The organism is Streptomyces ficellus, assembly GCF_030406405.1.
Taxonomy (GTDB): Bacteria; Actinomycetota; Actinomycetes; order Streptomycetales; family Streptomycetaceae; genus Streptomyces; species Streptomyces ficellus_B.
Genome location: NZ_JAUEPL010000017.1, coordinates 33,389 through 55,062, shown reverse-complemented (window position 1 = coordinate 55,062; position 21,674 = coordinate 33,389). Strand labels below are relative to the sequence as shown.

The window sequence follows — 21,674 nt, the reverse complement described above, 5'->3', positions numbered from 1 at the left end:
ACCCCTGCGCGGAACCGGGATCACGTCTGTTCGGCATCCCGAACGTCATCCGCGAAGCGCTTCGCCCGCCTCGTACACCGAACGGAGACATGTCATGGCCCAAGCCGCAGCCGTGGCGAAACAGCCCCGGGCCCGCCGGCGCGGCACGGGAGCCGAACCACGCCGCCTCCCCTACCTGCTGATCGCGCCCGCCGCCCTGCTCATGGTCGGCTTCATCGCCTACCCGGTGCTGAGCGTCTTCTACTACAGCCTGCAGAACTACAACGTCACCAAGCCCTGGAAGAACGGCTACGCGGGGCTGGACAACTTCACCCGCATCTTCACCGAGGACCCGCTCTTCTGGCCCACGCTCGGCTTCAGCGCCAAGTGGGTCATCGTCCAGGTGAGCCTGCAACTGGCCCTCGGGCTGGTGCTGGCCCTGCTGGTCAACCAGACCTTCGTCGGCCGGGCCGTCGCCCGCGCCCTGGTCTTCTCGCCATGGGCCGTCTCCGGCGTGCTGACCACCACCATCTGGATGCTGCTCTACAACCCGTCCACCGGCATGAGCCGCTACCTCGCCGACATCGGCGTCGGCTCCTACGGCACCTCCGTGCTCTCCGACACGGGCACCGTCTTCTGGGCGGCGGTCGTCGCCGAACTGTGGCGCGGCGTCCCCTTCTTCGCCATCCTCATCCTCGCCGACCTCCAGTCCATCCCCAGGGACCTGTACGAGGCGGCGTCGGTGGACGGCGCGGGCCGGCTGCGGCAGTTCGTCCACATCACCCTGCCGCACCTGAAGGACGCCATCATCCTCTCCACGCTGCTGCGCGGCGTCTGGGAGTTCAACAACGTCGACCTGCTCTACACCCTCACGGGCGGCGGTCCGGCCGGGGTCACCACGACGCTGCCCCTGATGATCGCCAACACCGGCATCGAGGGCCACGACTTCGGATACGCCTCCGCGCTGACCACCGTCGCGTTCGTGATCCTCCTGTTCTGCTCGATCCTCTATCTGCGCCTGAGCAAGTTCGGAGGCGACCGCACATGACCGCCGCACTCGCGGAGAAGGGCACCCACGCGCGCGTGCCCACGCCCCAGCCGCCCGCGCCCCCGTCCGGGGCACGCGCCCCGAAGCGGGAGCGCGCCTTCGACGACGTACCGCGCTGGCAGATCTACGTCCCGCTCGGGCTGTACCTGCTGTTCACGCTCGTCCCCTTCTACTGGATGCTGCTGTTCGCGCTGCGGCCCGCCGGGTCGACGTCGCTGGTGCCCTGGCCGCTGACCTTCGAGCACTTCGACAAGGTCTGGAACGAACGCAGCTTCGGGGTCTTCTTCCAGAACAGCATGCTCGTCGGCGTCGCCACGCTGATCACCACCACCCTCATCGCCCTGTCCGGCGGATACGCACTGGCCCGGTTCACCTTCCGGATCAAGAACGGCTTCATGCTGGCGCTGCTGTGCTCGCAGTTCATCCCGGGCGCCCTGATGCTGGTCCCGCTCTTCGAGATCTTCCGCAACATGCGGATGATCAACTCCCTGGGCAGCGTCATTATCGCGGAGACGGTCTTCCAACTGCCCCTGTCCATCATCCTGATCAGCGGATTCATCAAGAACGTGCCGGTCTCCCTGGAGGAGGCCGCCTGGGTGGACGGCTGCTCCCGCTTCCGCGCCTTCTGCGCGGTGGTCCTGCCGCTGCTGCGGCCCGGGCTCATCGCGGTCGGCTCCTTCGCCTTCGTCCACAGCTGGAACCACTTCCTGTTCGCCCTGATGTTCCTCAGCGAACAGGACAAGCAGACCATCCCCGTCGGCCTCAACACCCTGATCGGCGCCGACAGCGTGGACCTGGGCGCGCTGGCGGCGGGCGGTGTCGTCGCGGCCGTCCCGGTCGTGATCGTCTTCGCCTTCATCCAGAAGTGGCTGATCACCGGCTTCAGCGCCGGCGCGGTGAAGGGCTGATCCATGGACACGCCGATACCCGTCGTCCTCGCGGGCGCCCGCGGCCACGGCCGCTGGCACCTGCACAACATCCAGCGCCTCCAGCAGCGGGGCCTGGTACGGCTCGCGGGCGTCTGCGAGCTGCGGCCCCTGGACGAGCGGGAGCTCGACGGCTTCGGCAGGCCGCTCCAGTCCGCCGACTTCGGCGCCCTGCTGGACGCCACGGGGGCAGGGATCGCGGTCATCTGCACGCCCATCGACACCCACACCGCGCTCGCGCTCACCGCCGCCCGCCGGGGCGTGCACATCCTGCTGGAGAAGCCGCCCGCGCCCTCCTACGCGGAGTTCCGCCGGATGGCCGACGGGGTACGGGAGGCCGGCACCGCCTGCCAGATCGGCTTCCAGTCGCTCGGCTCCCACGCCCTGCCCGCGATCGCCGCACTCGTCGCGGAGGGAGCCGTCGGCGAGGTCACGGGCATCGGCGCCGCCGGGCCCTGGGCCCGCGACGAGGCGTACTTCCGGCGCTCCCCGTGGGCCGGCAAACGCCGCCTGGACGGCACCGACGTGGTGGACGGGGTCCTCACCAACCCCCTCGCGCACGCCGTGGCCACCGCCCTCGCGCTGGACGGCAGCCCGCACGCCGAGGACGTCGCCGGCATCGAACTGGAGCTGGCCCGCGCCAACGACATCGAGGCCGACGACACCTCGTGCGTACGCGTCACCACCGCGCGCGGCACCCGCGTCACCGCCGCCGTGACGCTGTGCGCCGAGGAGCCCGGCGAGCCGTACGTCATCGTCCACGGCAGCCGGGGCCGCGTGACGTTCTGGTACAAGCAGGACCGGGTGCTGGTGCAGCGGGCCGGCCACGGCCCCGTGGAGCACGTCCACGGCCGCACCGACCTCCTGGAGAACCTCATCGCCCATGTGCGAGGCGGCGAGGAACTGCTCGTCCCGCCGGACCGCACGGGCGCCTTCATGCGGCTCGTCGAAGCCGTACGCACCGCTCCCGAGCCACGCCGGCTCCCGGACGGCGCCTGGTACGCGGACGGCGGCCGCCGGGTGGTCAAGGGCATCGACGGACTTCTCCACGCGAGCGCCGCCACCCTCTCCCTCTTCTCCGAGCTGGAGGCGAACTCCCCATGAACCTCGTTCTGCGGTGCGCGGGCCGCCCCGTGGGCCGCTATGTCCACCGCCCCGACCTCGCCGCCCGCCTGGCGCCCCGCCCCTACCTCCACCCGGTCACCACCCTCAAGGGCACCCCCGTCACCGAGGAGCGGCCCGGGGACCACCCGCACCACCTCGGCGTCTCGGTCGCCGTCCCGGACGTGGCCGGCCACAACTTCTGGGGCGGCCGCACCTTCGTACGCGACCAGGGGCCGACCGAGCTCGACAACCACGGTGAACAGCGCCACGACGGCTGGAAGCTGCGCGACCCCGACGGGTTCGTCGAGGACCTCTCCTGGCGCACCCCCGCCGGAGAGCTGCTGCGCGAACGCCGGACCGTCGCCACCACCGAACTGACCGCGACCGCCTGGGCGCTGGACTTCACCTTCTCGCTCACCAACCCGGGCACCCAAGACCTCTCCCTAGGGTCGCCCGCCACCAACGGCCGCAAGGGAGCCGGTTACGGCGGCTTCTTCTGGCGCGCCCCCAAGGAGGCGGCCCCGCCCGTGGTCTTCACCGCCGACGCCGAGGGTGAAAGCTCGGTTCACGGGCGGACCGCCGACTGGCTGGCCCTCACCGGCACGGACTGGACCCTCGTCTTCGCCGGGGCCACCGAGGCCACCCGGGACGACCCCTGGTTCGTCCGCACCGAGGAGTACCCCGGCGTCGGCTCCTGCCTCGCCTGGGACGGCCGCCTGCCCGTCCCGGCCGGCGGGACCGTCGTACGCCGCGTGGTGACCGTCGTCGCGGACGGCGCCCTGGACCGGGGCGAGGCCGCCGTGCTCGTACGGAAGGCCCTGTCATGACACCGGTGTGGACGGCCGACCTCGGCGACGGCACCTACCGCAACCCGGTTCTCAACGCCGACTGGTCCGACCCGGACGTCATCGCCGTGGGCGAGGACTTCTACCTGACCGCCTCCAGCTTCGGCCGCGCCCCCGGACTGCCCCTGCTGCACTCCCGCGACCTGGTCAACTGGTCGCTCATCGGGCACGCCCTCCCACGGCTCACCCCCGCCGCCGACTTCGCCGCACCACGCCACGACCGGGGCGTATGGGCACCCTCCCTGCGCCACGCCGACGGCCGCTTCTGGATCTTCTGGGGCGACCCCGACCACGGGGTGTACCAGATCAACGCCGAGCACGTCCGGGGACCCTGGAGCCAACCGCACCTGCTGAAGGCCGGCAAAGGGCTCATCGACGCCTGCCCGCTGTGGGACGAGGAGACCGGCGAGGCGTACCTCGTGCACGCCTGGGCCAAGTCGCGATCCGGCGTGAAGAACCGGCTCACCGGCCACCGGATGAGCCGCGACGGCCGCGCCCTGCTCGACGGCGGCAAGGTGATCGTCGACGGGGACACGATCCCCGGCTGGTTCACCCTGGAGGGCCCGAAGCTGTACCGGCACGGCGGCTGGTTCTGGATCTTCGCCCCGGCCGGGGGAGTGGAGACCGGCTGGCAGGGCGCCTTCCGGGCCCGGGACTTCTTCGGCCCCTACGAGGAGCGGATCGTCCTCGCCCAGGGCCGCACCGACGTCAACGGCCCCCACCAGGGCGGCTGGGTGCGCACCCCGGCGGGCGAGGACTGGTTCCTGCACTTCCAGGCGCGCGGGGCGTACGGACGGGTCGTCCACCTCCAGCCCATGGCGTGGGACGCGGACGGCTGGCCCGTGATCGGCGACGGGGGCGAACCGGTCGCCGTCCACCGCAAACCGGCCGGGCCGCCGCAGCCCGTGGAGGCGCCCGCGACCGACGACGCCTTCCCGGGCGGGCGCTACGGGCGGCAGTGGCAGTGGACGGCGAACCAGCGCGCCGGGTGGACCGCCGAACACGGCGGTGACGGGCTGCGCATGGCGTGCGTACGGACGGCCGACGCGCACGACCTGCGCCTCCTGCCGAACGTGCTCACCCAGCGGCTGCCCGCCGAGACGTTCACCGCCGAGGTGACGCTCGCCCTGGAGTCCGCCGAGCCGGGTGCCCGGGCCGGGCTCGCGGTGCTGGGCGACGCCTTCTCGTGGATCGGGGCGCAGCGGGGCCCGGACGGCGAGGTGTACCTGGTCCACCGGTTCGCCGAGCCGGTCGCGGAGCACGAGCGGGACGCGGCGCGGCCGGTCCCCGTCCCGGGGGGCGGACCGGTGCGGCTGTGCGTCGAGGTGTCGGCGGGCGCCCGCTGCCGGTTCGCGTACGACGCGGGGGAGGGGTGGCGGCCGTCGGGACCGGTCTTCGCCGCCACGCCCTGGCGCTGGGTCGGGGCGCTGCTGGGGCTGTTCGCGCTCGCGCCGGACGGCCAGGGCGACGCCGGGACCGCCATGTTCACCGACTTCCGTATCAACTGAACGCACTTTCCACGCCTGTTGGGAGCCGCAATGACGCACGTCCGTAGCAAGCGCTTGCCAGGCAGGGCCCTGGCCGCCGTCACCGCGCTCGTCGCCGCCCTGGGACTGGGCGCCGTCAACCCGGCGCAGGCCGCGCCGCCCGAACCGCACCGGCCAGCCGACCGGCCAGCCGTACAGCAGGCCCCCTGGGCCGACGAGCCGCACGGCTTCGCCTCCCTCGCCGGCGGGACGACCGGCGGCAGGGGCGGCAAGGTGGTCACCGTCCGCACCCAGGCCGACCTGGCCAGGTACGCGGGCGCCGCCGAGCCCTACATCATCCGGGTCGCGGGCGCCATCGACGTCCAGCCCTTCGGCTCCTCGGTCACCGTCGCCTCCGACAAGACCCTCATCGGCGTCGGCACCAGCGGCGAGATCGTGCACGGCGAGCTGAACCTCAAGCCCGGCACGCACAACGTCATCATCCGCAACCTCACCATCCGCGACTCCTACGTCGAGGGCGACTGGGACGGCAAGACCAGCGACTTCGACGCCATCCAGATGGACTCCGTCCACCACGTCTGGATCGACCACAACCGCTTCACGCGCATGGGCGACGGCCTGCTCGACGTCCGCAAGGACAGCCAGTACGTCACCGTCTCCTACAACCGCTTCGACAACCACAACAAGGCGTTCGGGATCGGCTGGACGGACAACGTCACCACCCAGATCACCGTCGACCACAACTGGTTCAGCGGCACCAAGCAGCGCAACCCGTCCGCCGACAACTGCGCCTACGCCCACCTCTACAACAACTACCTCTCCGCCCAGGTCGCGGACGGCGACCCCGTCTGGTCGTACGGGAACTGGGCGCGCGGCCGGACCCGGATGGTGATCGAGAACAGTTACTACCGCGACGTCCAGCACCCCTACCAGGCGGACGCCACCGCCCAGCTGGCCGAGCGCGGCTCCATCCTGGACAACACCACCGGACGCCACGACGAGTGGGGCACCGCCTTCGACCCGCGTGACTTCTACGCCTACCGGCTCGACCCGGCCGCCGCCGTACCCGCCCTGGTGACCCGCTTCTCCGGCCCGCAGAAGAACCTCGGCACCGACACCGTGCTCGACGTCCCGGCCGCGTACCCCACCATCCAGTCCGCCGTCGACGCCGTCCCGGCCGGCAACGACGGGGCCGTGACGCTGCGCATCGCGCCCGGGACGTACCGCGAAAAGGTCCGCGTCCCCGCCGGCAAGCCCAGGATCGCCCTCACCGGCACGGGCGCGGACCGGTCGAAGACCGTGATCGTGTACAACACGCCCAACGCGTACGGAGGATCGTCCGGCAGCGCCACCGTCCTGATCGCCGCCTCCGACGTCTCCGCCCGCAACCTCACCTTCGTCAACGACTTCGACGAGGCGGCCGTCGAGCTGAACGCCGAGCAGGCGCTCGCCATGAAGACCACCGGCGACCGGATCGTCTTCGAGAACACCGCCTTCAAGGGCAACCAGGACACTCTGATGACCGACAGCCCGGCGCTGAACGTCATCAGCAGGGTCTACATCCGCGACTCGTACATCGAGGGCGATGTCGACTTCATCTACGGACGGGCCACCACCGTCATCGAGCGCTCCCTGATCAGGGCGCTCAGCCGTGGGTCGGGCACCAACAACGGCTATGTCACCGCGGCCAGCACCTGGAAGGACAACCCGTACGGGTTCCTGATCACCCGCTCCCGGATCGTGAGCGACGCCCCGGCCGGCTCCTTCCACCTCGGCCGGCCGTGGCACCCGGGCGGCAACCCGGACGCCATCGGGCAGGTGCTCATCCGCGACACCGAGCTGCCCGCCGCGATCAAGTCCTCGCCGTGGACGGACATGGGCGGCTTCTCGTGGAAGGACGCCCGTTTCGCCGAGTACCGCACCTACGGGCCGGGCGCCACCGTCACCGCCGACCGCCCCCAGATGTCCGACGCCGACGCCGCCGGCCACGAGGTCGCCGACTACCTCGCCGGCCGGGACGGCTGGGCCCCGCACCACACCCGTATCAGCAGCACCAGCTGAGAGAGAAGAGCCGACACCATGAGAACCACCATCCCCCAGGGCTTCAGAAGGGTCCGCGCGGTCGCCGCCGTGTCCCTGGCCGCGGTGCTCGCCCTGACCGCGACCGGCTGCGGTGACAACGGAACCGCCGGCGCCGGTGCGGAGGGTTCCGGCAAGGGCACCATCACCTTCTGGGACAACAACGGCGGTGTGCGCACCGCCGTCTGGCAGGAGATCATCAAGGACTTCCACGCCAAGAACCCGGACATCAAGGTCAGGTACGTCCCGATCCCCAGCGAGGACGTGCAGTCGAAGTACGACACGGCCATCGCGGGCGGCGGCCTGCCGGACGTCGGCGGTGTCGGCGCGGCGTACCTGGCGAACATCGTGGCGCAGGAGGCCCTGGAGCCGGTCGGCGACCGGATCGAGGACTCCGCCCTGAAGGGCAAGCTCGTGCCGGCCATGGTGGCGTCGGTCAAGTCGGCCGGCGGCCGCGGCGACGAGATGTACTCGGTGCCGACCTCCGCCAGCAACGGCACGCTGTACTACCGCACGGATTTGTTCAAGGCGGCGGGCCTGGACGCGCCGACGACCTGGCCGAAGTTCTACGAGGCGGCCGAGAAGCTCACCGACGCCGACAACAACGAGTTCGGCTACACCATCCGCGGCGGGGCCGGCTCCATCGCCCAGGCGCTGGACGCCATGTACGGCCAGTCGGGCATCACGTCCTTCTGGAAGGGCGACAAGACCACGGTCAACGACCCCAAGAACGTGGCGGCGCTGGAGAAGTACGTCGGGCTGTACAAGCGGACCACGCCCGAGGCCGACGTCAACAACGACTTCAAGAAGATGGTCGCCCAGTTCGACACCGGCACCATCGGCATGCTCAGCCACAACCTCGGCTCGTACACCGACCATGTGAAGGCCCTGGGCAGGGACAGGTTCGCCGGCATCCCCAACCCCACCGGCCCCGGCGGCGTCCGCGTCCAGGTCTCCAACCCGGTCGACGGTCTCGGCCTGTTCAAGAGCAGCGAGAACAAGGCCGCTGCCTGGAAGTTCATCGAGTTCGCCGCATCGCACGAGTCCAACAGCAAGTGGAACGAGTCGGCGGGCGCCATCCCGGCGAACACCGACGCGGCGGCCGACCCGTGGATGAACGAGGCCGAGGCCACCAAGCTGGGCGCCAAGGCGCTCACGGACGGCTCCACCAAGATCGTGGAACTGCCGTACTACCTGCCCGACTGGAACAAGATCAGCAAGGCGGAGAACGAGCCGAACTTCCAGAAGGTGCTGCTGGGCGCGATGACGGCGAAGGAGTTCGCCGACACGCTCGCCAAGCAGCTCAACGAGGCGCAGGCCGAGTGGAACGAGCAGAACAAGAGCTGAACGCGCCCATGAACCGGCCGGCGGCGGGCCCGGTCGCCCCCCGCCGGCCACGTTCCTGCCCCCCCGCACGAAAGGCTCCGCAACGACATGTCCCTGAGCCGTAGACGGACCGTGGCCGCCCTCGCCGCCGCCCTGCCGCTGATGCCTGCGGGCACCGCGACCGCGCGGCCGCGTACCCCCACGGTGTGGATCGCCGGTGACTCCACCGCCGCCCAGAAGTACACGGACGCGGCGCCCGAGACCGGGTGGGGCATGGCCCTGCCCTTCTTCCTCACCCGGCACCTGGCCGTGGCCAACCACGCGGTCAACGGCCGTAGTTCGAAGAGCTTCGTCGACGAGGGCCGCCTCGACACCGTCCTGGCGGGCCTCCGCCCCGGCGACCTGCTTCTTGTTCAGTTCGGGCACAACGACCAGAAGGCCACCGACCCCGCCCGGTACACCGAGCCCTGGACGACCTACCGGGAGCACCTGCTCCGGTACGTGGCGGGGGCGCGGGCGAGCGGGGCGCGGCCCGTGCTGCTGACGCCCGTCGAGCGGCGGAGGTTCGACGCCGGGGGCAACGCCGTGCCGACGCACGGGGAGTACCCGGCGGCCATGCGGGCGCTGGCCGCCGAGGAGGGCGTGCCGCTCGTCGACGTACAGGCCGCGTCGCTCGCCGAGTGGCAGAAGCTCGGCCCCGAGCCGTCGAAGGCGTACTTCAACTGGCTCACGCCGGGCGAGTCACCCCACTACCCGGACGGCAAGCAGGACAACACCCACTTCCGGCCGCGTGGCGCCATCGAGGTGGCGCGGCTGGTGGCGGGCGGCCTGCGGGAGCGCGGGGTGCTGGCCGCTCGCGACGTACGGCGGCTGGAGGAGCCCGTCCCCGCCGCATGGATCACCTGGCCACCACGATAGGAGTCGCCATGCGTACCCGAGTCATCAGCGCCTCGCTCGCCGGATGCACCGCCCTTGTGCTCTCCCTCACCCCTGCCCACGCGGCGACGCCGGACCTCGGTCGGCAGACCCTCGCCGCGGGTGACGGCTGGGCGTCCGAGGGACCGGGCACCACGGGCGGAGCCGCCGCCGACGCCGCGCACACCCACACCGTCAGAACCTGGGCCGAGTTCAAGGCCGCACTAGCGGCCGGCGGCACCGCCCCGAGGATCATCCGCGTCGTGGGCACCCTCAACGCCACCGAAGGCGGCTGCGAGGCGTTCGAGGTTGACGGCTACGACTTCGCGCGGTACCTCGCCGACTACGACCCCGCCGTGTGGGGGTACGACACCCCCGTCAGCGGGCCGCAGGAGGACCTGCGCGCGGCCTCCGCGAAGAGGCAGGCCGCTTCCATCAAGGCGTACGTCCCCGCCAACACCACGATCGTGGGGGTGGGCAAAGGCGCCGGGATCACGGGTGGAAGCCTCCAGATCCGGGGCGTCGACAACGTCATCGTCCGCAACCTGAGCCTGGAGAGCCCGCTCGACTGCTTCCCGCAGTGGGACCCCACGGACGGTGCGACCGGCGCGTGGAACTCCGAGTACGACGCGATGGTCGTGTACGGCTCGACGCACGTGTGGATCGACCACAACACCTTCACGGACGGGCGGTATCCCGACAGTTCGCTTTCTCGGTACTACGGCGAGATCTATCAGCAGCATGACGGCGAACTGGACATCGTGCGCGGCGCCAACCATGTCACCGCGTCCTGGAACGTCTTCGCCGACCACGACAAGACCCTGATGATCGGCAACAGTGACAGTGCGGCCGCCACGGATGCGGGCAAGCTCAAGGTGACGCTGCACCACAATCTCTTCACCGGTGTCGTCGAGCGCGCCCCGCGCGTCCGCTTCGGCCAGGTCGACGCGTACAACAACCACTACGTGGTGAAGGAGGGGCAGAGCTACGCGTACTCCTTCGGCATCGGCCACGAGTCGCGGCTGTACGCGGAGAAGAACGCCTTCACCCTGCCCGAGGGCGTCGGCGCCGGGAAGATCCTGAAGAAGTGGAAGGAGGCGCCGCTCACCGCCGTGGACAACCGCGTCAACGGCCGTACGGTCGACCTCATCGCCGCCCACAATGCGGTGAACCCCGGCAACCCCCTTCAGTCCGGGGCAGGTTGGATTCCCACTCTGCGGGCCAGGGTCGACGATCCGCGTGCGGTGCCGGGACTCGTCGGGCAGCGGGCCGGAGCCGGAAAGGTCTGCTGAGCCGGTGCGTTCTCTCCTGCCCCGGCGTCGTGAGCATCACGGTTCGGGGCAGGGGGAAGCGCGGAATGCTGATCGAACTCGCCGACGTCGGGCGGCTGCACCGTGACGCGGTTGTGGTACGCCGGTCCGGCCCGCCCTTCGTCGTGGCGGCGCGGGTCCTCGCCGGAACGGCGGTGGCGCCGGCGACGGCGGCCGGTGGTCTTCTTGCGCGCCAGGTGCGACCGACGCCGTCCTCCCCGGCCTCGCCGTCCTGTGGCGCTGTGTGGTGCCGGTCATCCACCACACCAATGACCTCACTGGCTTCACCGGCGGTGACTGACCCTCATCCGATCCTGTCGGGAAGGTTGACAGCTCAGGTGGCGCCTGGCTTCATGAACAGCGCGGATTGGGAGCGCTCCCACAACTGAACGTGCTTCTCGTTTCCCGAAACGGCAGAAGGGCACACAGTGGGACAGTCACGAACACGTAAGCAGCCGCCTCGGGGGCCGCTCCGGCGCCTGCGCACGCCGGCGGTCGGGAGGGACACCGGCGACATCCAGCCGCGGATGAGCAAGGCCGACTGGTCCGACTTCAACGAGGCCGACGACTACAGCCGGACGGCCTCGACCGCGTACGCCGACGCCCCGGCGATCCCCGCGTACACCGGCGCCGCTCTGGCCTGGGGTGCGCCGCCCGCCGCCTGATCCTCCCCGCAGATCCCCGCGAGCGCCCCGGGCATTGATGGGAGCGCTCCCGGATCCGTCCCGAAACAAGGAGCCGCACATGACCACCCCGTACCGCAGAAGCAGGTGGCGAGGGCTCGCCGCCGCCCTGGCCGCGGCCACCGTCACCGCCACCCTGCTCGGCGCGGCACCGGCTGCGACCGACACGACCCCCACCCGCGTGGACAACCCCTTCGCGGGCGCGTCGTTCTACGTCAACCCCGACTACGCCCGCCTCGTCGAGGGGTCCATCGCCCGGACCGCCGACCCGGCCGTCCGGGCGAAGATGAAGACGGTCAAGCGCTACCCCACGGCCGTGTGGCTGGACCGCATCGCCGCCATCCACGGCGGCGCCGCCAACGCGGGCCGCAGAAGCCTCACCCACCACCTCGACCTGGCGCTCGCCCAGAAGAAACCCGGCCGCCCGGTGGTCGCGACCTTCGTCGTCTACGACCTCCCCGGCCGCGACTGCGCCGCCCAGGCCTCCAGCGGCGAACTCCCGCTCACCGAGGCCGGCCTGGAGCGCTACCGGAGCGAGTACATCGACGCCATCGCCAAGGTCCTCGCCCACCCGAAGTACCGGTCCATCCGCATCACCACGGTCATCGAACCCGACGGCCTGCCGAACCTGGTGACCAACCTGAACGACCCCGAATGCGCCCAGGCGCAGAGCAGCGGCATCCAGGTCGAGGCCATCCGGTACGCGCTCGACAAACTCCACGCCATCCCGAACGTGTACACGTACATGGACTTCGCGCACTCCGGCTGGCTGGGCTGGGACAGCAACCTGGAGCAGACCACCCGGTTGTACACGGACGTGGCCAAGGGGACGGCCGCGGGCCTCGCGAGCGTGGACGGGCTCGTCACCAACGTCTCCAACTACACGCCGCTCGCCGAGCCGTTCCTCACCGACCCGGACCGGGTGGTGGGCGGCGCCCCGGTCAAGTCCAGCGCCTTCTACGGGTGGAACCCGCAGTTCGACGAGGCGGACTTCACCCGGGCCATCCACCGCGCGCTGGTCGCCCAGGGCTGGCCCGCGAGCACCGGGATGGTCATCGACACCTCCCGCAACGGATGGGGCGGCCCCGACCGGCCCACCGCGGAGAGCACCAGCACCACCCTCGACACGTACGTCACCGAATCCAAGGCCGACCGGCGGGCGCAACGCGGGCTGTGGTGCAACGTGAGCGGAGCGGGCATGGGGGAGCGGCCCCGGGCGGCCCCCGCCGGTCACCCCGACTCGCACCTGGACGCCTTCCTGTGGGTCAAGCCGCCGGGCGAGTCGGACGGGGCGGGTGAGGACATCCCGAACGGCGAGGGCAAGCGCCCGGACCCCATGTGCGACCCGGAGGTGACGCCCGGCGTGCTGCCGGACGCACCGCTGGCCGGCCACTGGTTCCACGACCAGTTCCGGATGCTCGTGACCAACGCCCACCCGGCGATCCCGCTGACGTGACCCCGGAAGGAGAAGACGATGAGGCAACGCTCACCGCGCGTCGGACGACGCTTACGCACCCCTCTGTCCCTGCTGTGCCTGCTCGCCGCCCTCCCCGCGCTGCTCCTGGTGATGACGTCGGGGAGCCCGGCCGCCGCGCACGGCGCGATGATGCAGCCTGGCAGCCGTACGTTCCTCTGCTGGAAGGACGGGTTGACCCCGCAGGGCAACATCGACCCCAAGAACCCCGCCTGTGACGCGGCGGTGTCCCAGAGCGGTGACAACTCGCTCTACAACTGGTTCTCGGTGCTCCGCTCCGACGGCGGCGGCCGCACCGAGGGCTTCATCCCGGACGGCAAGCTGTGCAGCGGCGGCAACCCCGGTTACGCGGGCTTCGACCTGCCCCGTACGGACTGGCCCCTCACTCACCTCACCTCCGGCGCCCCGCTGGACTTCTCGTACAACGCGTGGGCCGCGCACCCTGGCTGGTTCCACCTCTACATCACCAAGGACGGCTACGACCCCAGCCGGCCGCTGGGCTGGGACGACCTGGAGGACCAGCCGTTCCTGACGGTCGACCACCCCCGGGTCACCGGACAGGTGGGCACGCTGGAGGGCCAGTACAAGTGGACGGCCACCCTCCCGGCCAACAAGACCGGCCGCCACATCATCTACTCGGTGTGGCAGCGCTCGGACAGCCAGGAGACCTTCTACGGCTGCTCCGACGTGGTCTTCGACGGTGGCAACGGCGAGGTGACGGGCGTCGGCGACCCGGCCGGCGACCCCGGCCCGACCCCGGCTCCGCCACCCTCCGGCGTCTGCACCGCCACCCAGCGCACGGTCAACGCCTGGACCGGCGGCTACCAGGCCGAGGTCACCGTCACGAACACCGGCACGGCCCCCATCCCCTCCTGGATGGTCCACGCCACCCTGCCGGACGGCCAGCGTGTCGCATCGATCTGGAACGGCACCCTCGCGGGCACCGGCACCGCGATCACCGTCTCCAACACCCCCTGGAACGGCTCGCTGGCCTCCGGCGCCACCACCACCTACGGCTTCACCGCCACCGGCGGCGCCCCGCCCACCACCCCACAACTGAGCTGCATGGTCCACCACCACTGAGACGCGCAAAGCGGCCGGCCGTACCCACGGGGGGACGGCCGGCCGCAGTCGTACGGGACGCGGCCTACGCCACCGCGCACGCCGTTCCGTTGAGGCTGAATTGTGCGGGCCTGGCGAAGGTGCCCGTGTAGGTGCCCTGGAAGCCGAAGGACTGGGTGCCGTTGGGCGCGATCTGGGCGTTGGAGGGGGTGTTCGTCGCGGTCACCGCGCCGGAGGAGGGGGTGAGGGTGGCGTTCCAGGCGTTGGTGACGTTCTGGCCGGAGGGGAGGGTGAAGGCGACCTTCCAGCCGTTGACGGGGGCGGAGCCGGTGTTGGCCACGGTCACGTTGGCGGTGAAGCCGCCGGGCCAGACGTTGGTGGCGTAGGTGACGCGGCACGCGGCCGGGGTGCCGGGGTCGCCCGGGTCCCCCGGCCCGGGGCCGCCGGTGTTGATGGTGGAGGAGAAGGAGTCCACGCGCAATCCGGCGCCGTTCTGCCATGGCTCGAAGCCCGCCTGGACGCTGGTGACGTACCAGGAGGGTTGGGCGAGGCCCCGGGCGACGGCCTGGTCGACGAAGTCCATCACGTCGAACGTCCAGGCGGTGATGGCCGAGGGGGCGACGAAGGAGATGACGTCGTTGGCGCCGTTGTTGCCGGTCCACACCTCCCAGGTACGGCCGCCCACCGTGGCCGTACCGGTGGGTGAGCCGATGGGCTGGATCGGGCCGACCCGATTGAACCAGATCATGATCTCGGTGCGGTTGACGCCGTCGGTGCGGGGCGTGGGGTCGAGCCAGATGTCGTACGAGGCGTTGTAGACGGCGTTGTTGACGTACCCGTACGAGATGCTGGTGGGCGCGCTGCTGATGGCGTCGACCCGCATGGGCAGGTTGGTGCCGGGGGAGCAGTTCGTGTAGTGGCAGCCGTTGTAGACGGAGGGGTACGACTTGGGCGCCCCGTTCGTCGGGACGGAGCCGTCGGCGCGGGTGAGCTCGAAGCCGGTGGCGGTCGCGTTGACGCACTGGGTGGCGCTGGTGCCCCACCGGTTGTTCTGGACGACGTAGCGGCCCTGGATGGTCGTGGAGCCGAACTGGTCGCAGATCAGGGTGTCGGCCTGCGCGGGGGCGGTGGCCGTCACGAGGGCGGACAGTGAGCCCAGGGTCACCAGGGCCGCCGTCGCGGCGGTGCGCAGATGGCGGACGCGGTGGCGGGTGCGGTGCCGGGTGCGGCGGAGGAAACTCGCCATGAGGAAGCTCTTCATACGGTGCGGCCCTTCCGGGTGAGCGGTATGAGGGGGTCCGATTTGGGAGCGCTCCCATTACTGCGTCCGTGTGGTGACTGTAGGAGTCACGGGGGCGAGTGACAAGACATCGGACGCATGCATTGACGTGGGCCCGTCACATCAGCACAGTGGTGGGCGAGGGCGGGAGCGCTCCCAAAACCTGCCGCCCTCACCCCGGTGGCGCGGCGGCGGAGAACGCCGATCTCCTCCGCCGTGCCGCCTTCCATCCCCAGGAGGGACCCCGATGCGCCGACCCACCGCACGTTTAGCCCTGGCCGCGTTCGCCGCACTCGCGCTCGTCGTCACCGCGATCGCCGTCCAGCTGGGCGTCTCCCGCCCCGCCACCGCCGCCGCCGGCCAGACCGCGGCCGTCAACGGCGGCCCCGAGACCTTCACCCAGCAGCTGCCGACCGGCGGGGCCTCGCAGTACACCACCCCGCTGGAGCGCTGCCACACCAGCCCCAGCTACCCGCTCGCCGGCCGCAACCCGATCCTCGACGAGCCGCTGACCACGTCCTTCACGGCCAACGTCCCCCTGTCCGTCAGCGTCCGCGCCGACAGCACCACCGGCTACGGGCTGCGCGAGCTGGTCTTCACCAACCGCTCCGGCAAGCCCGTCCACCTGGACTGCGGCGTCCTGGTCTTCCTCGCCCCGTCCGGCTCCGACCAGCACCACTACGGCGCCTCGCAGCCCTTCGGGCACCCGCAGCAGGACTTCGTCGAGGTGAAGCGCGGCGACGGCACCTCGTACTACATCGCCCGCCTCGGCTTCCACGACGTGGCGCTGCCCCAGCGCGGCATCGACCCCGGCCACACCTGGGTCTACAAGCTCGGCGGACCCAACCAGGGCGCCGTCCCCCTGGAGACCACACGGGACTCCATCCGCTTCACCGCGGACCTGACCGTCTCCTCCAACACCGACCTGGTGAAGAAGTACGGCACCACGCGCTACGCCAACTGACCCTCTCCCACAGGGCCGCGCGGCCGGGTGCCTGCCCCCCGGCCGTGCGGCCCGCATCCGCTGAAGCCCGGAAGCCGGAAGGCTTATGCGCCGAAACCCCCGCCTGTCGCTGCTCGCCGCGGTGATCCTCGCCCTCATCGCGGTGGGGTTCGTCAGCCGAGGCCGGGACGCCGCCGACTCACCGGCCGCCACCGGCTCACCGCCCGCCACCGCCGCACAGGCCGCCCGGTCCGCAGCCCAGAACCACCTCGGGCTGCTCTCCGGCGGCGACTGGTCCGGCGCCTGGGACGGGTGGAGCCGGGAGGCCAAGCAGCGGGTGCCGCGCGCCGCCTACGTACGCGTCAGTCAGCACTGCCACCCGCTGCTCGCCGTGCCCCTCCAGACGGTCCGCGCCGTCCCCGTGAACGACCGCACGGTCGACGTCGACTGGCAGGCCGGGCAGGGCGGGCAGGCCGGGCAGGGCGGGCAGGCCGGGCAGGCCGGGCAGGGCGGCTCCGCCTCCGGCACCCTGCGCATGGTGTACGAGGACGGGCGGTGGCGCGTCGCAAGGGCGCCGGCTCAGCGGTGCGGCGTCACGTCGACGCCCGCACCACCAGCTCCGTCCGCAGGATGACGTGCCGCCAGGCGGCCGCCTCCGGCTTCTGGACCGCCTCCAGCAGCACCTGCGCCATCGCCCGGCCCATCTCCTCCACCGGCTGGCGCACCGTCGTCAGTTGAGGGTCCGTGTGCTGCGCGATCGGCGAGTCGTCGAACCCGACGACGGCCACGTCCTCCGGCACCCGCCTCCCCGCCGCCCGCAGCATGTGCAGCGCGCCCGCCGCCATCACGTCCGACGCCGCGAAGATCGCGTCCAGATCCGGGCACCGCGCCAGCAGTTCGTCCGCCGCCCGGCGCCCGCTCTCCTCCGTGAAGTCGCCCCGCGCCGTCAACGCCGGGTCCACCTCCCCGAACGCCTCCCGCATCGCCTCCCGGTACCCACGCAGCCGGCACTGCGCCCCGTACATGTCCTGCGGACCCGTGATCGTGGCGATGGCGCGCCGCCCCGTCCCCACCAGATGCCGCACCGCCGCCCGCGCCCCGCCCACGTTGTCCGAGTCGACGTACGACACCGACTCGTCGCCGCGGCGCCGTCCGCTGAGCACCGTCGGCACCTCCAGCTCGGCCAGCAGGTCGGGCAGCGGTTCGCTGTCGTGCACCGACACCAGCAGCACCCCGTCGACCCGGCCGGCCCGCGCGTACTGCACGAACCGCTGCCGCTCCTTGTCGCTGCGCACGAGCGTCAGCAGCAGCTGCATCTCGGTGTCGGCGAGGCCCGCGCTGACCCCGTGGACGATGTCGGAGAAGAACGGCTCGGCGAAGAACCGCCGCGCGCTCTCCGGGATCACCAGCGCCACCGCGTCGGCCCGGCTCCCCGCCAGGGCGCGCGCGGCACGGTTCGGTACGTAGCCGAGCCGGTCGATCGCCTGCTGGACCAGCAGCCGCGTCGCCTCCTTCACCCCGGGCGCGTTGTTGACGACCCGTGACACGGTGCCCCGGCCCACGCCCGCGAGCGCGGCGACCTCATCCAGCGTGGGCGGGCCCACCCGTCCCCGTCCGACCATCCGTGACCTCCAAGGCTCCATGACACGTGTTACACGGCGTAAGCCTGGAACCGCCCGCTCCACGGCCACAATCTGTCCATCCCCACCCCGTCCGACGAGGAGTCCCATGCCGGCAGCACAGGCCGCGGCACACGCCGTCGACCGCTACTTCCGCATCAGCGAACGCGGTTCGAGCTTCGCACGCGAGATCCGCGGCGGGTTCGCCATCTTCTTCACGATGGCGTACATCCTCGTCCTCAACCCGATCATCCTGGGCAGCGCGCAGGACAGATTCGGTACGCAGCTGTCGGGGCCCCAACTCGTCACCGTCACCGCCCTGGTGGCCGCCGTGATGACCGCGGTCATGGGGCTCGGCGGCAACCTGCCACTCGCGCTCGCCGCCGGGCTCGGCCTCAACGCCGTCGTCGCCTACCAGCTCGCCCCGCTCATGAGCTGGGCGGACGCGATGGGCCTGGTCGTCCTGGAGGGCATCCTCATCTGCCTCCTGGTCGTCACCGGCCTGCGCGAGGCCGTCATGAACGCCATCCCGCAGCAGCTCAAGCAGGCCATCAGCGTGGGCATCGGCCTGTTCATCGCGTTCATCGGCTTCGTCGACGCGGGCTTCGTCACCCGCATCCCCGGCGAGACCGGAACGGTCCCCGTCCAGCTGGGCGCCACCGGGCAGCTGGCGGGCTGGCCGGTCCTGGTGTTCTGCCTGGGCGTGCTGCTCACCGTCGCGCTGATGGCCCGCACGGTGCGCGGCGCGATCCTCATCTCCATCGTCGTCACGACCGTCGTCGCGATCGTCATCAACGAGCTCGCCGACATCCGGCCGACCGCCTGGGGTCTGACCGTCCCGGCGATCCCCGACGACATCGTCTCCGCCCCCGACTTCGGCCTCGTCGGCTCCTTCAGCCTCTTCGGCGCGTTCGAGCAGGTCGGAGCCGTCACCCTGGTCCTGCTGGTGTTCACGCTGCTGCTGAGCGACTTCTTCGACACCATGGGCACGGTCGTCGGCGTCTCCAGCGAGGCCGGCCTGCTGGATGAGAACGGCAAGGTCCCCAACCTCGGCCGCGTCCTGCTCATCGACGGCGTGGCGGCGGTCGCGGGCGGCGCGGCCTCCGCCTCCTCCAACACCTCCTTCGTCGAATCGGCGGCCGGCGTCGGCGAGGGCGCCCGCACGGGCTTCGCCTCACTCGTCACCGGCGGCCTGTTCGCCCTGGCGCTCTTCCTCACCCCGCTCGCCACCGTCGTCCCGGCCCAGGCCGCCGCCCCCGCGCTGGTCGCCGTGGGCTTCCTGCTGATGGCCCAGGTGCGCCACATCGACTGGGAGCGGTACGAGATCGCCATCCCCGCGTTCCTGACGATCGCGGTGATGCCGTTCACCTACTCCATCACCAACGGCATCGGCGCCGGTTTCCTCGCGTACGTCGTCATCAAGGCCGTGCTGGGCAGGGCTCGTGAGATCCACCCCCTGCTGTGGTCCGCGGCGGCGCTCTTCGCGGTGTACTTCGCGATCGACCCGATCGAGCAGCTGGTGGGCGCCTAGGTCGTGTCGTCAAAGTCCCGTCTGACCGGCGACGCCTTGCACGCGCATCTGCTGCGTTGCTCGTGTCTCAGTGCCGCTCCGGTCGCCGCCGCGCCCAGGGCTTCCCAGAGGCCCACGGCCAGGAAGCCGGAGGGGGCGCGGCCGAGGAGGACCGTGAGGGTGAAGACCGCGCAGGTGAGGAGGCGGAAGGGGACCGTCCAGCGGAAGAAGGCCCTCCAGTCGGCGAGGGCCGCCAGCATGTAGTAGACGCCCATATTGACCGCCGCCATCGAGGAGGCGGTCAGAAACACCAGCGTGTGGTCGCCGTCCGCGCGCCGGGCGTCCGGTACAGGGGCGAACCCCATGAGGGTGAGCAGGGCGTCCGGGGCCGCCAGGCCCACCGCGCCCAGTGCCGTGGCGAGCAGGCCGAAGACCGCCATGGTCCAGCCGGACAGCGAGCGGGGGCGGGGCAGCGGTCGCACGGTGGGGCCTCCATACGTACAGGGGGACGAAGGACCTGCATACCGTGCGGCCGCCAACCCTCGCCCAGCGGGGGTTACTTCAGCGCCGCCGCCATCATCTTCCGCGCCACCGGCGCCGCCAGGCCGTTGCCGCTGACCTCCGCGCGCCGTGCGTTCGAGTCCTCGATCAGCACCGCGACCGCCACCTCCTTGCCGCTCTCCGGGTCCTTGGCGTACGACGTGAACCAGGCGTACGGCTTCTCGCTGTTGTCCACACCGCGCTGCGCCGTGCCCGTCTTGCCGCCCACCTCCGCGCCGCCGACCTTGGCGTTGGAGCCCGTGCCGTCCTCGACCACCGTGACCATCGCGCCGCGCAGCTGCTCGGCGGTGGAGGAGGAGAGGACGCGCCGGAAGTCCCCGTCCTCGTACGAGTCGAGGGTGTCGCCGTCCGCGTCCACGACCTGGGACACCATGTGCGGCGCCGCCAGCAGACCGTCGTTGGCGATAGCGGCGGACACCATGGCCATCTGCAACGGCGTGGCCGTCACATCGAACTGCCCGATGCCCGACAGCGCCGTCTGCGCCTTGTCCATCGCGGAGGGGTAGACGCTGGGGTAGGCCCGCACCGGCACGTCCTGCTGGTCGTCGTTGAAGCCGAACTTCTCCGCCATCGCCCTGACCTTGTCCTTGCCCAGGTCCACGGCCATCTTCCCGAAGACGTTGTTGCAGGAGAACTGGAGCGCGACGCGGATGGAGGCGTTCGCGCAGGGGGCCGAGGGGTTCTCGTTCTCCAGGTCCGTGACGGTGCCCGGCATCCGGTACGGGTTCGGGCTGCGCGTCGGCTGGTCGACGGAGCCGTACAGCCCCTCCTCCAGCGCCGCCGCCGCGACGACCAGCTTGAACGTCGAGCCGGGCGCCACCGGCTGCCGGATCGCCCGGTTCACCAGGGGCTTGTCCTCGTCGGCGTTGAGTCTCTTCCACGCGGCGCCGTCCGTCATCCCGGCGATGGCCGACGGGTCGTACGACGGCGTGCTCACCATGCCGAGGATCCGCCCCGTCTTCGGGTCGATCGCCACGGCCGCGCCCTTGGTGTCGCCCAGCGCCTCGAACCCGGCCTTCTGCACCGCCGGGTCGATGGTCGTCAGGACGTCACCCGGCGCGGTCCGCTTGCCGGTGAGCGTGTCGAGCGGGTTCTTCAGCCGGGAGTCGGTCCCGTCCAGCACCGTGGAGTAGATGCCCTCCAGCTGGTTGGACCCGTACGCCTGCGAGCTGTAGCCGGTCACGGCCGCGTACAGCTCGCCGTCCGTGTAGGTGCGCTGGTAGCGGAGGTCGCCGCCCTTCGTCTCCTTCGAACCGGTGACCGGCGATCCGGCCACGACGATGTCCCCGAGCGGCCGCGCGTACTGCGCGATGACGTTCCGCCGGTTGTGCTTGTCGTCCGCGAGCGCCTTGGCCTCGTACACCTGCACCCAGGTCGCCCGGACCAGCAGGGCGAGCACCAGCAGCAGCGAGAAGACCGCGGCTCTTCTGATCGTCTTGTTCATCCCGGACACAGGGACGAGCGGGACGGGGGCGGGAGTTCCGGTACGTGCGGTTTTCTCAGGAAACGTTCATCTTCCTACGG

At 71.2% G+C, this 21,674-nt stretch carries 20 protein-coding genes; 16 read left to right on the top strand and 4 right to left on the bottom strand.

Annotation, left to right across the window (positions count from 1 at the left end):
* Nucleotides 1-94 precede the first annotated feature (94 nt).
* The 13 genes from QWM81_RS13825 (at nt 95) to QWM81_RS13765 (ending at nt 14,259) form a co-directional block, all read left to right on the top strand.
* Nucleotides 95-1,027 carry a carbohydrate ABC transporter permease gene (locus QWM81_RS13825; RefSeq protein ID WP_290112169.1) on the top strand — a complete coding sequence of 311 codons (933 nt, stop codon included), beginning with the start codon at nt 95-97 and terminating at the stop codon, nt 1,025-1,027.
* Complete coding sequence (locus QWM81_RS13820; RefSeq protein WP_290112168.1) at nt 1,024-1,935, top strand: carbohydrate ABC transporter permease; 912 nt, start codon at nt 1,024-1,026, stop codon at nt 1,933-1,935. Before QWM81_RS13825 ends, QWM81_RS13820 begins: the two co-directional genes overlap by 4 nt.
* Nucleotides 1,936-1,938: 3 nt before the next feature.
* Complete coding sequence (locus QWM81_RS13815; protein WP_290112167.1) at nt 1,939-3,057, top strand: Gfo/Idh/MocA family protein; 1,119 nt, start codon at nt 1,939-1,941, stop codon at nt 3,055-3,057.
* Nucleotides 3,054-3,884, top strand: a complete 831-nt coding sequence (locus QWM81_RS13810; RefSeq protein ID WP_290112166.1) for a DUF6807 domain-containing protein — start codon at nt 3,054-3,056, stop codon at nt 3,882-3,884. The genes QWM81_RS13815 and QWM81_RS13810 overlap by 4 nt, the downstream gene beginning before the upstream one ends.
* Entirely contained in the window at nt 3,881-5,410 is a 1,530-nt protein-coding gene (locus tag QWM81_RS13805) for a glycoside hydrolase family 43 protein (RefSeq protein WP_290112165.1), read from the top strand. Before QWM81_RS13810 ends, QWM81_RS13805 begins: the two co-directional genes overlap by 4 nt.
* A 30-nt stretch (nt 5,411-5,440) precedes the next feature.
* On the top strand, nt 5,441-7,450 hold the full coding sequence (locus QWM81_RS13800; RefSeq protein ID WP_290112164.1) for a pectinesterase family protein: 2,010 nt from the start codon (nt 5,441-5,443) through the stop codon (nt 7,448-7,450).
* A gap of 18 nt (nt 7,451-7,468) precedes the next feature.
* Complete coding sequence (locus QWM81_RS13795; protein WP_290112163.1) at nt 7,469-8,815, top strand: ABC transporter substrate-binding protein; 1,347 nt, start codon at nt 7,469-7,471, stop codon at nt 8,813-8,815.
* An 87-nt stretch (nt 8,816-8,902) separates the two neighbouring features.
* Nucleotides 8,903-9,712, top strand: a complete 810-nt coding sequence (locus tag QWM81_RS13790; protein ID WP_290112162.1) for a rhamnogalacturonan acetylesterase — start codon at nt 8,903-8,905, stop codon at nt 9,710-9,712.
* 8 nt (nt 9,713-9,720) lie between these two features.
* Nucleotides 9,721-11,001 (top strand): pectate lyase family protein, encoded by a 1,281-nt coding sequence (locus tag QWM81_RS13785; RefSeq protein WP_290112161.1) that lies wholly within the window; start codon nt 9,721-9,723, stop codon nt 10,999-11,001.
* Nucleotides 11,002-11,066: 65 nt separating this feature from the next.
* Entirely contained in the window at nt 11,067-11,408 is a 342-nt protein-coding gene (locus tag QWM81_RS13780; protein ID WP_290112160.1) for a hypothetical protein, read from the top strand.
* 39 nt (nt 11,409-11,447) lie between these two features.
* Nucleotides 11,448-11,684: a cellulose binding domain-containing protein gene (locus QWM81_RS29355; RefSeq protein ID WP_493660870.1), complete on the top strand. Its 237-nt coding sequence runs from the start codon at nt 11,448-11,450 to the stop codon at nt 11,682-11,684.
* A gap of 79 nt (nt 11,685-11,763) precedes the next feature.
* Nucleotides 11,764-13,158 carry a glycoside hydrolase family 6 protein gene (locus QWM81_RS13770; protein WP_290112159.1) on the top strand — a complete coding sequence of 465 codons (1,395 nt, stop codon included), beginning with the start codon at nt 11,764-11,766 and terminating at the stop codon, nt 13,156-13,158.
* Nucleotides 13,159-13,176: 18 nt separating this feature from the next.
* The gene (locus QWM81_RS13765) at nt 13,177-14,259 is read left to right on the top strand and encodes a lytic polysaccharide monooxygenase auxiliary activity family 9 protein (RefSeq protein WP_290112158.1); all 1,083 of its coding nucleotides are present in this window, start codon (nt 13,177-13,179) and stop codon (nt 14,257-14,259) included.
* Nucleotides 14,260-14,323: 64 nt separating this feature from the next.
* Here QWM81_RS13765 and QWM81_RS13760 read toward each other — a convergent pair whose 3' ends face one another.
* Complete coding sequence (locus QWM81_RS13760; RefSeq protein WP_290112156.1) at nt 14,324-15,484, bottom strand: glycoside hydrolase family 12 protein; 1,161 nt, start codon at nt 15,482-15,484, stop codon at nt 14,324-14,326.
* A 280-nt stretch (nt 15,485-15,764) separates the two neighbouring features.
* On the opposite strand from QWM81_RS13760, the gene QWM81_RS13755 reads away from it, so the two are divergent.
* Entirely contained in the window at nt 15,765-16,481 is a 717-nt protein-coding gene (locus QWM81_RS13755) for a hypothetical protein (RefSeq protein WP_290112154.1), read from the top strand.
* Between the two features lie 85 nt (nt 16,482-16,566).
* A complete protein-coding gene (locus QWM81_RS13750) occupies nt 16,567-17,094 on the top strand; it encodes a hypothetical protein (protein WP_290112152.1) in 528 nt (175 codons plus the stop codon).
* Here the strand turns inward: QWM81_RS13750 and QWM81_RS13745 are convergent.
* Nucleotides 17,054-18,082, bottom strand: a complete 1,029-nt coding sequence (locus QWM81_RS13745; RefSeq protein WP_290112151.1) for a LacI family DNA-binding transcriptional regulator — start codon at nt 18,080-18,082, stop codon at nt 17,054-17,056. The two genes, QWM81_RS13750 and QWM81_RS13745, sit on opposite strands and share 41 nt — an antisense overlap.
* Before the next feature lie 106 nt (nt 18,083-18,188).
* On the opposite strand from QWM81_RS13745, the gene QWM81_RS13740 reads away from it, so the two are divergent.
* Nucleotides 18,189-19,610 carry an NCS2 family permease gene (locus QWM81_RS13740; RefSeq protein ID WP_290112150.1) on the top strand — a complete coding sequence of 474 codons (1,422 nt, stop codon included), beginning with the start codon at nt 18,189-18,191 and terminating at the stop codon, nt 19,608-19,610.
* Here the strand turns inward: QWM81_RS13740 and QWM81_RS13735 are convergent.
* Both QWM81_RS13735 and QWM81_RS13730 read right to left on the bottom strand, forming a co-directional pair.
* Complete coding sequence (locus tag QWM81_RS13735; protein WP_290112226.1) at nt 19,607-20,029, bottom strand: hypothetical protein; 423 nt, start codon at nt 20,027-20,029, stop codon at nt 19,607-19,609. The genes QWM81_RS13740 and QWM81_RS13735 overlap by 4 nt on opposite strands.
* Before the next feature lie 116 nt (nt 20,030-20,145).
* The gene (locus QWM81_RS13730) at nt 20,146-21,594 is read right to left on the bottom strand and encodes a peptidoglycan D,D-transpeptidase FtsI family protein (protein ID WP_290112149.1); all 1,449 of its coding nucleotides are present in this window, start codon (nt 21,592-21,594) and stop codon (nt 20,146-20,148) included.
* Between the last annotated feature and the right edge of the window lie 80 nt (nt 21,595-21,674).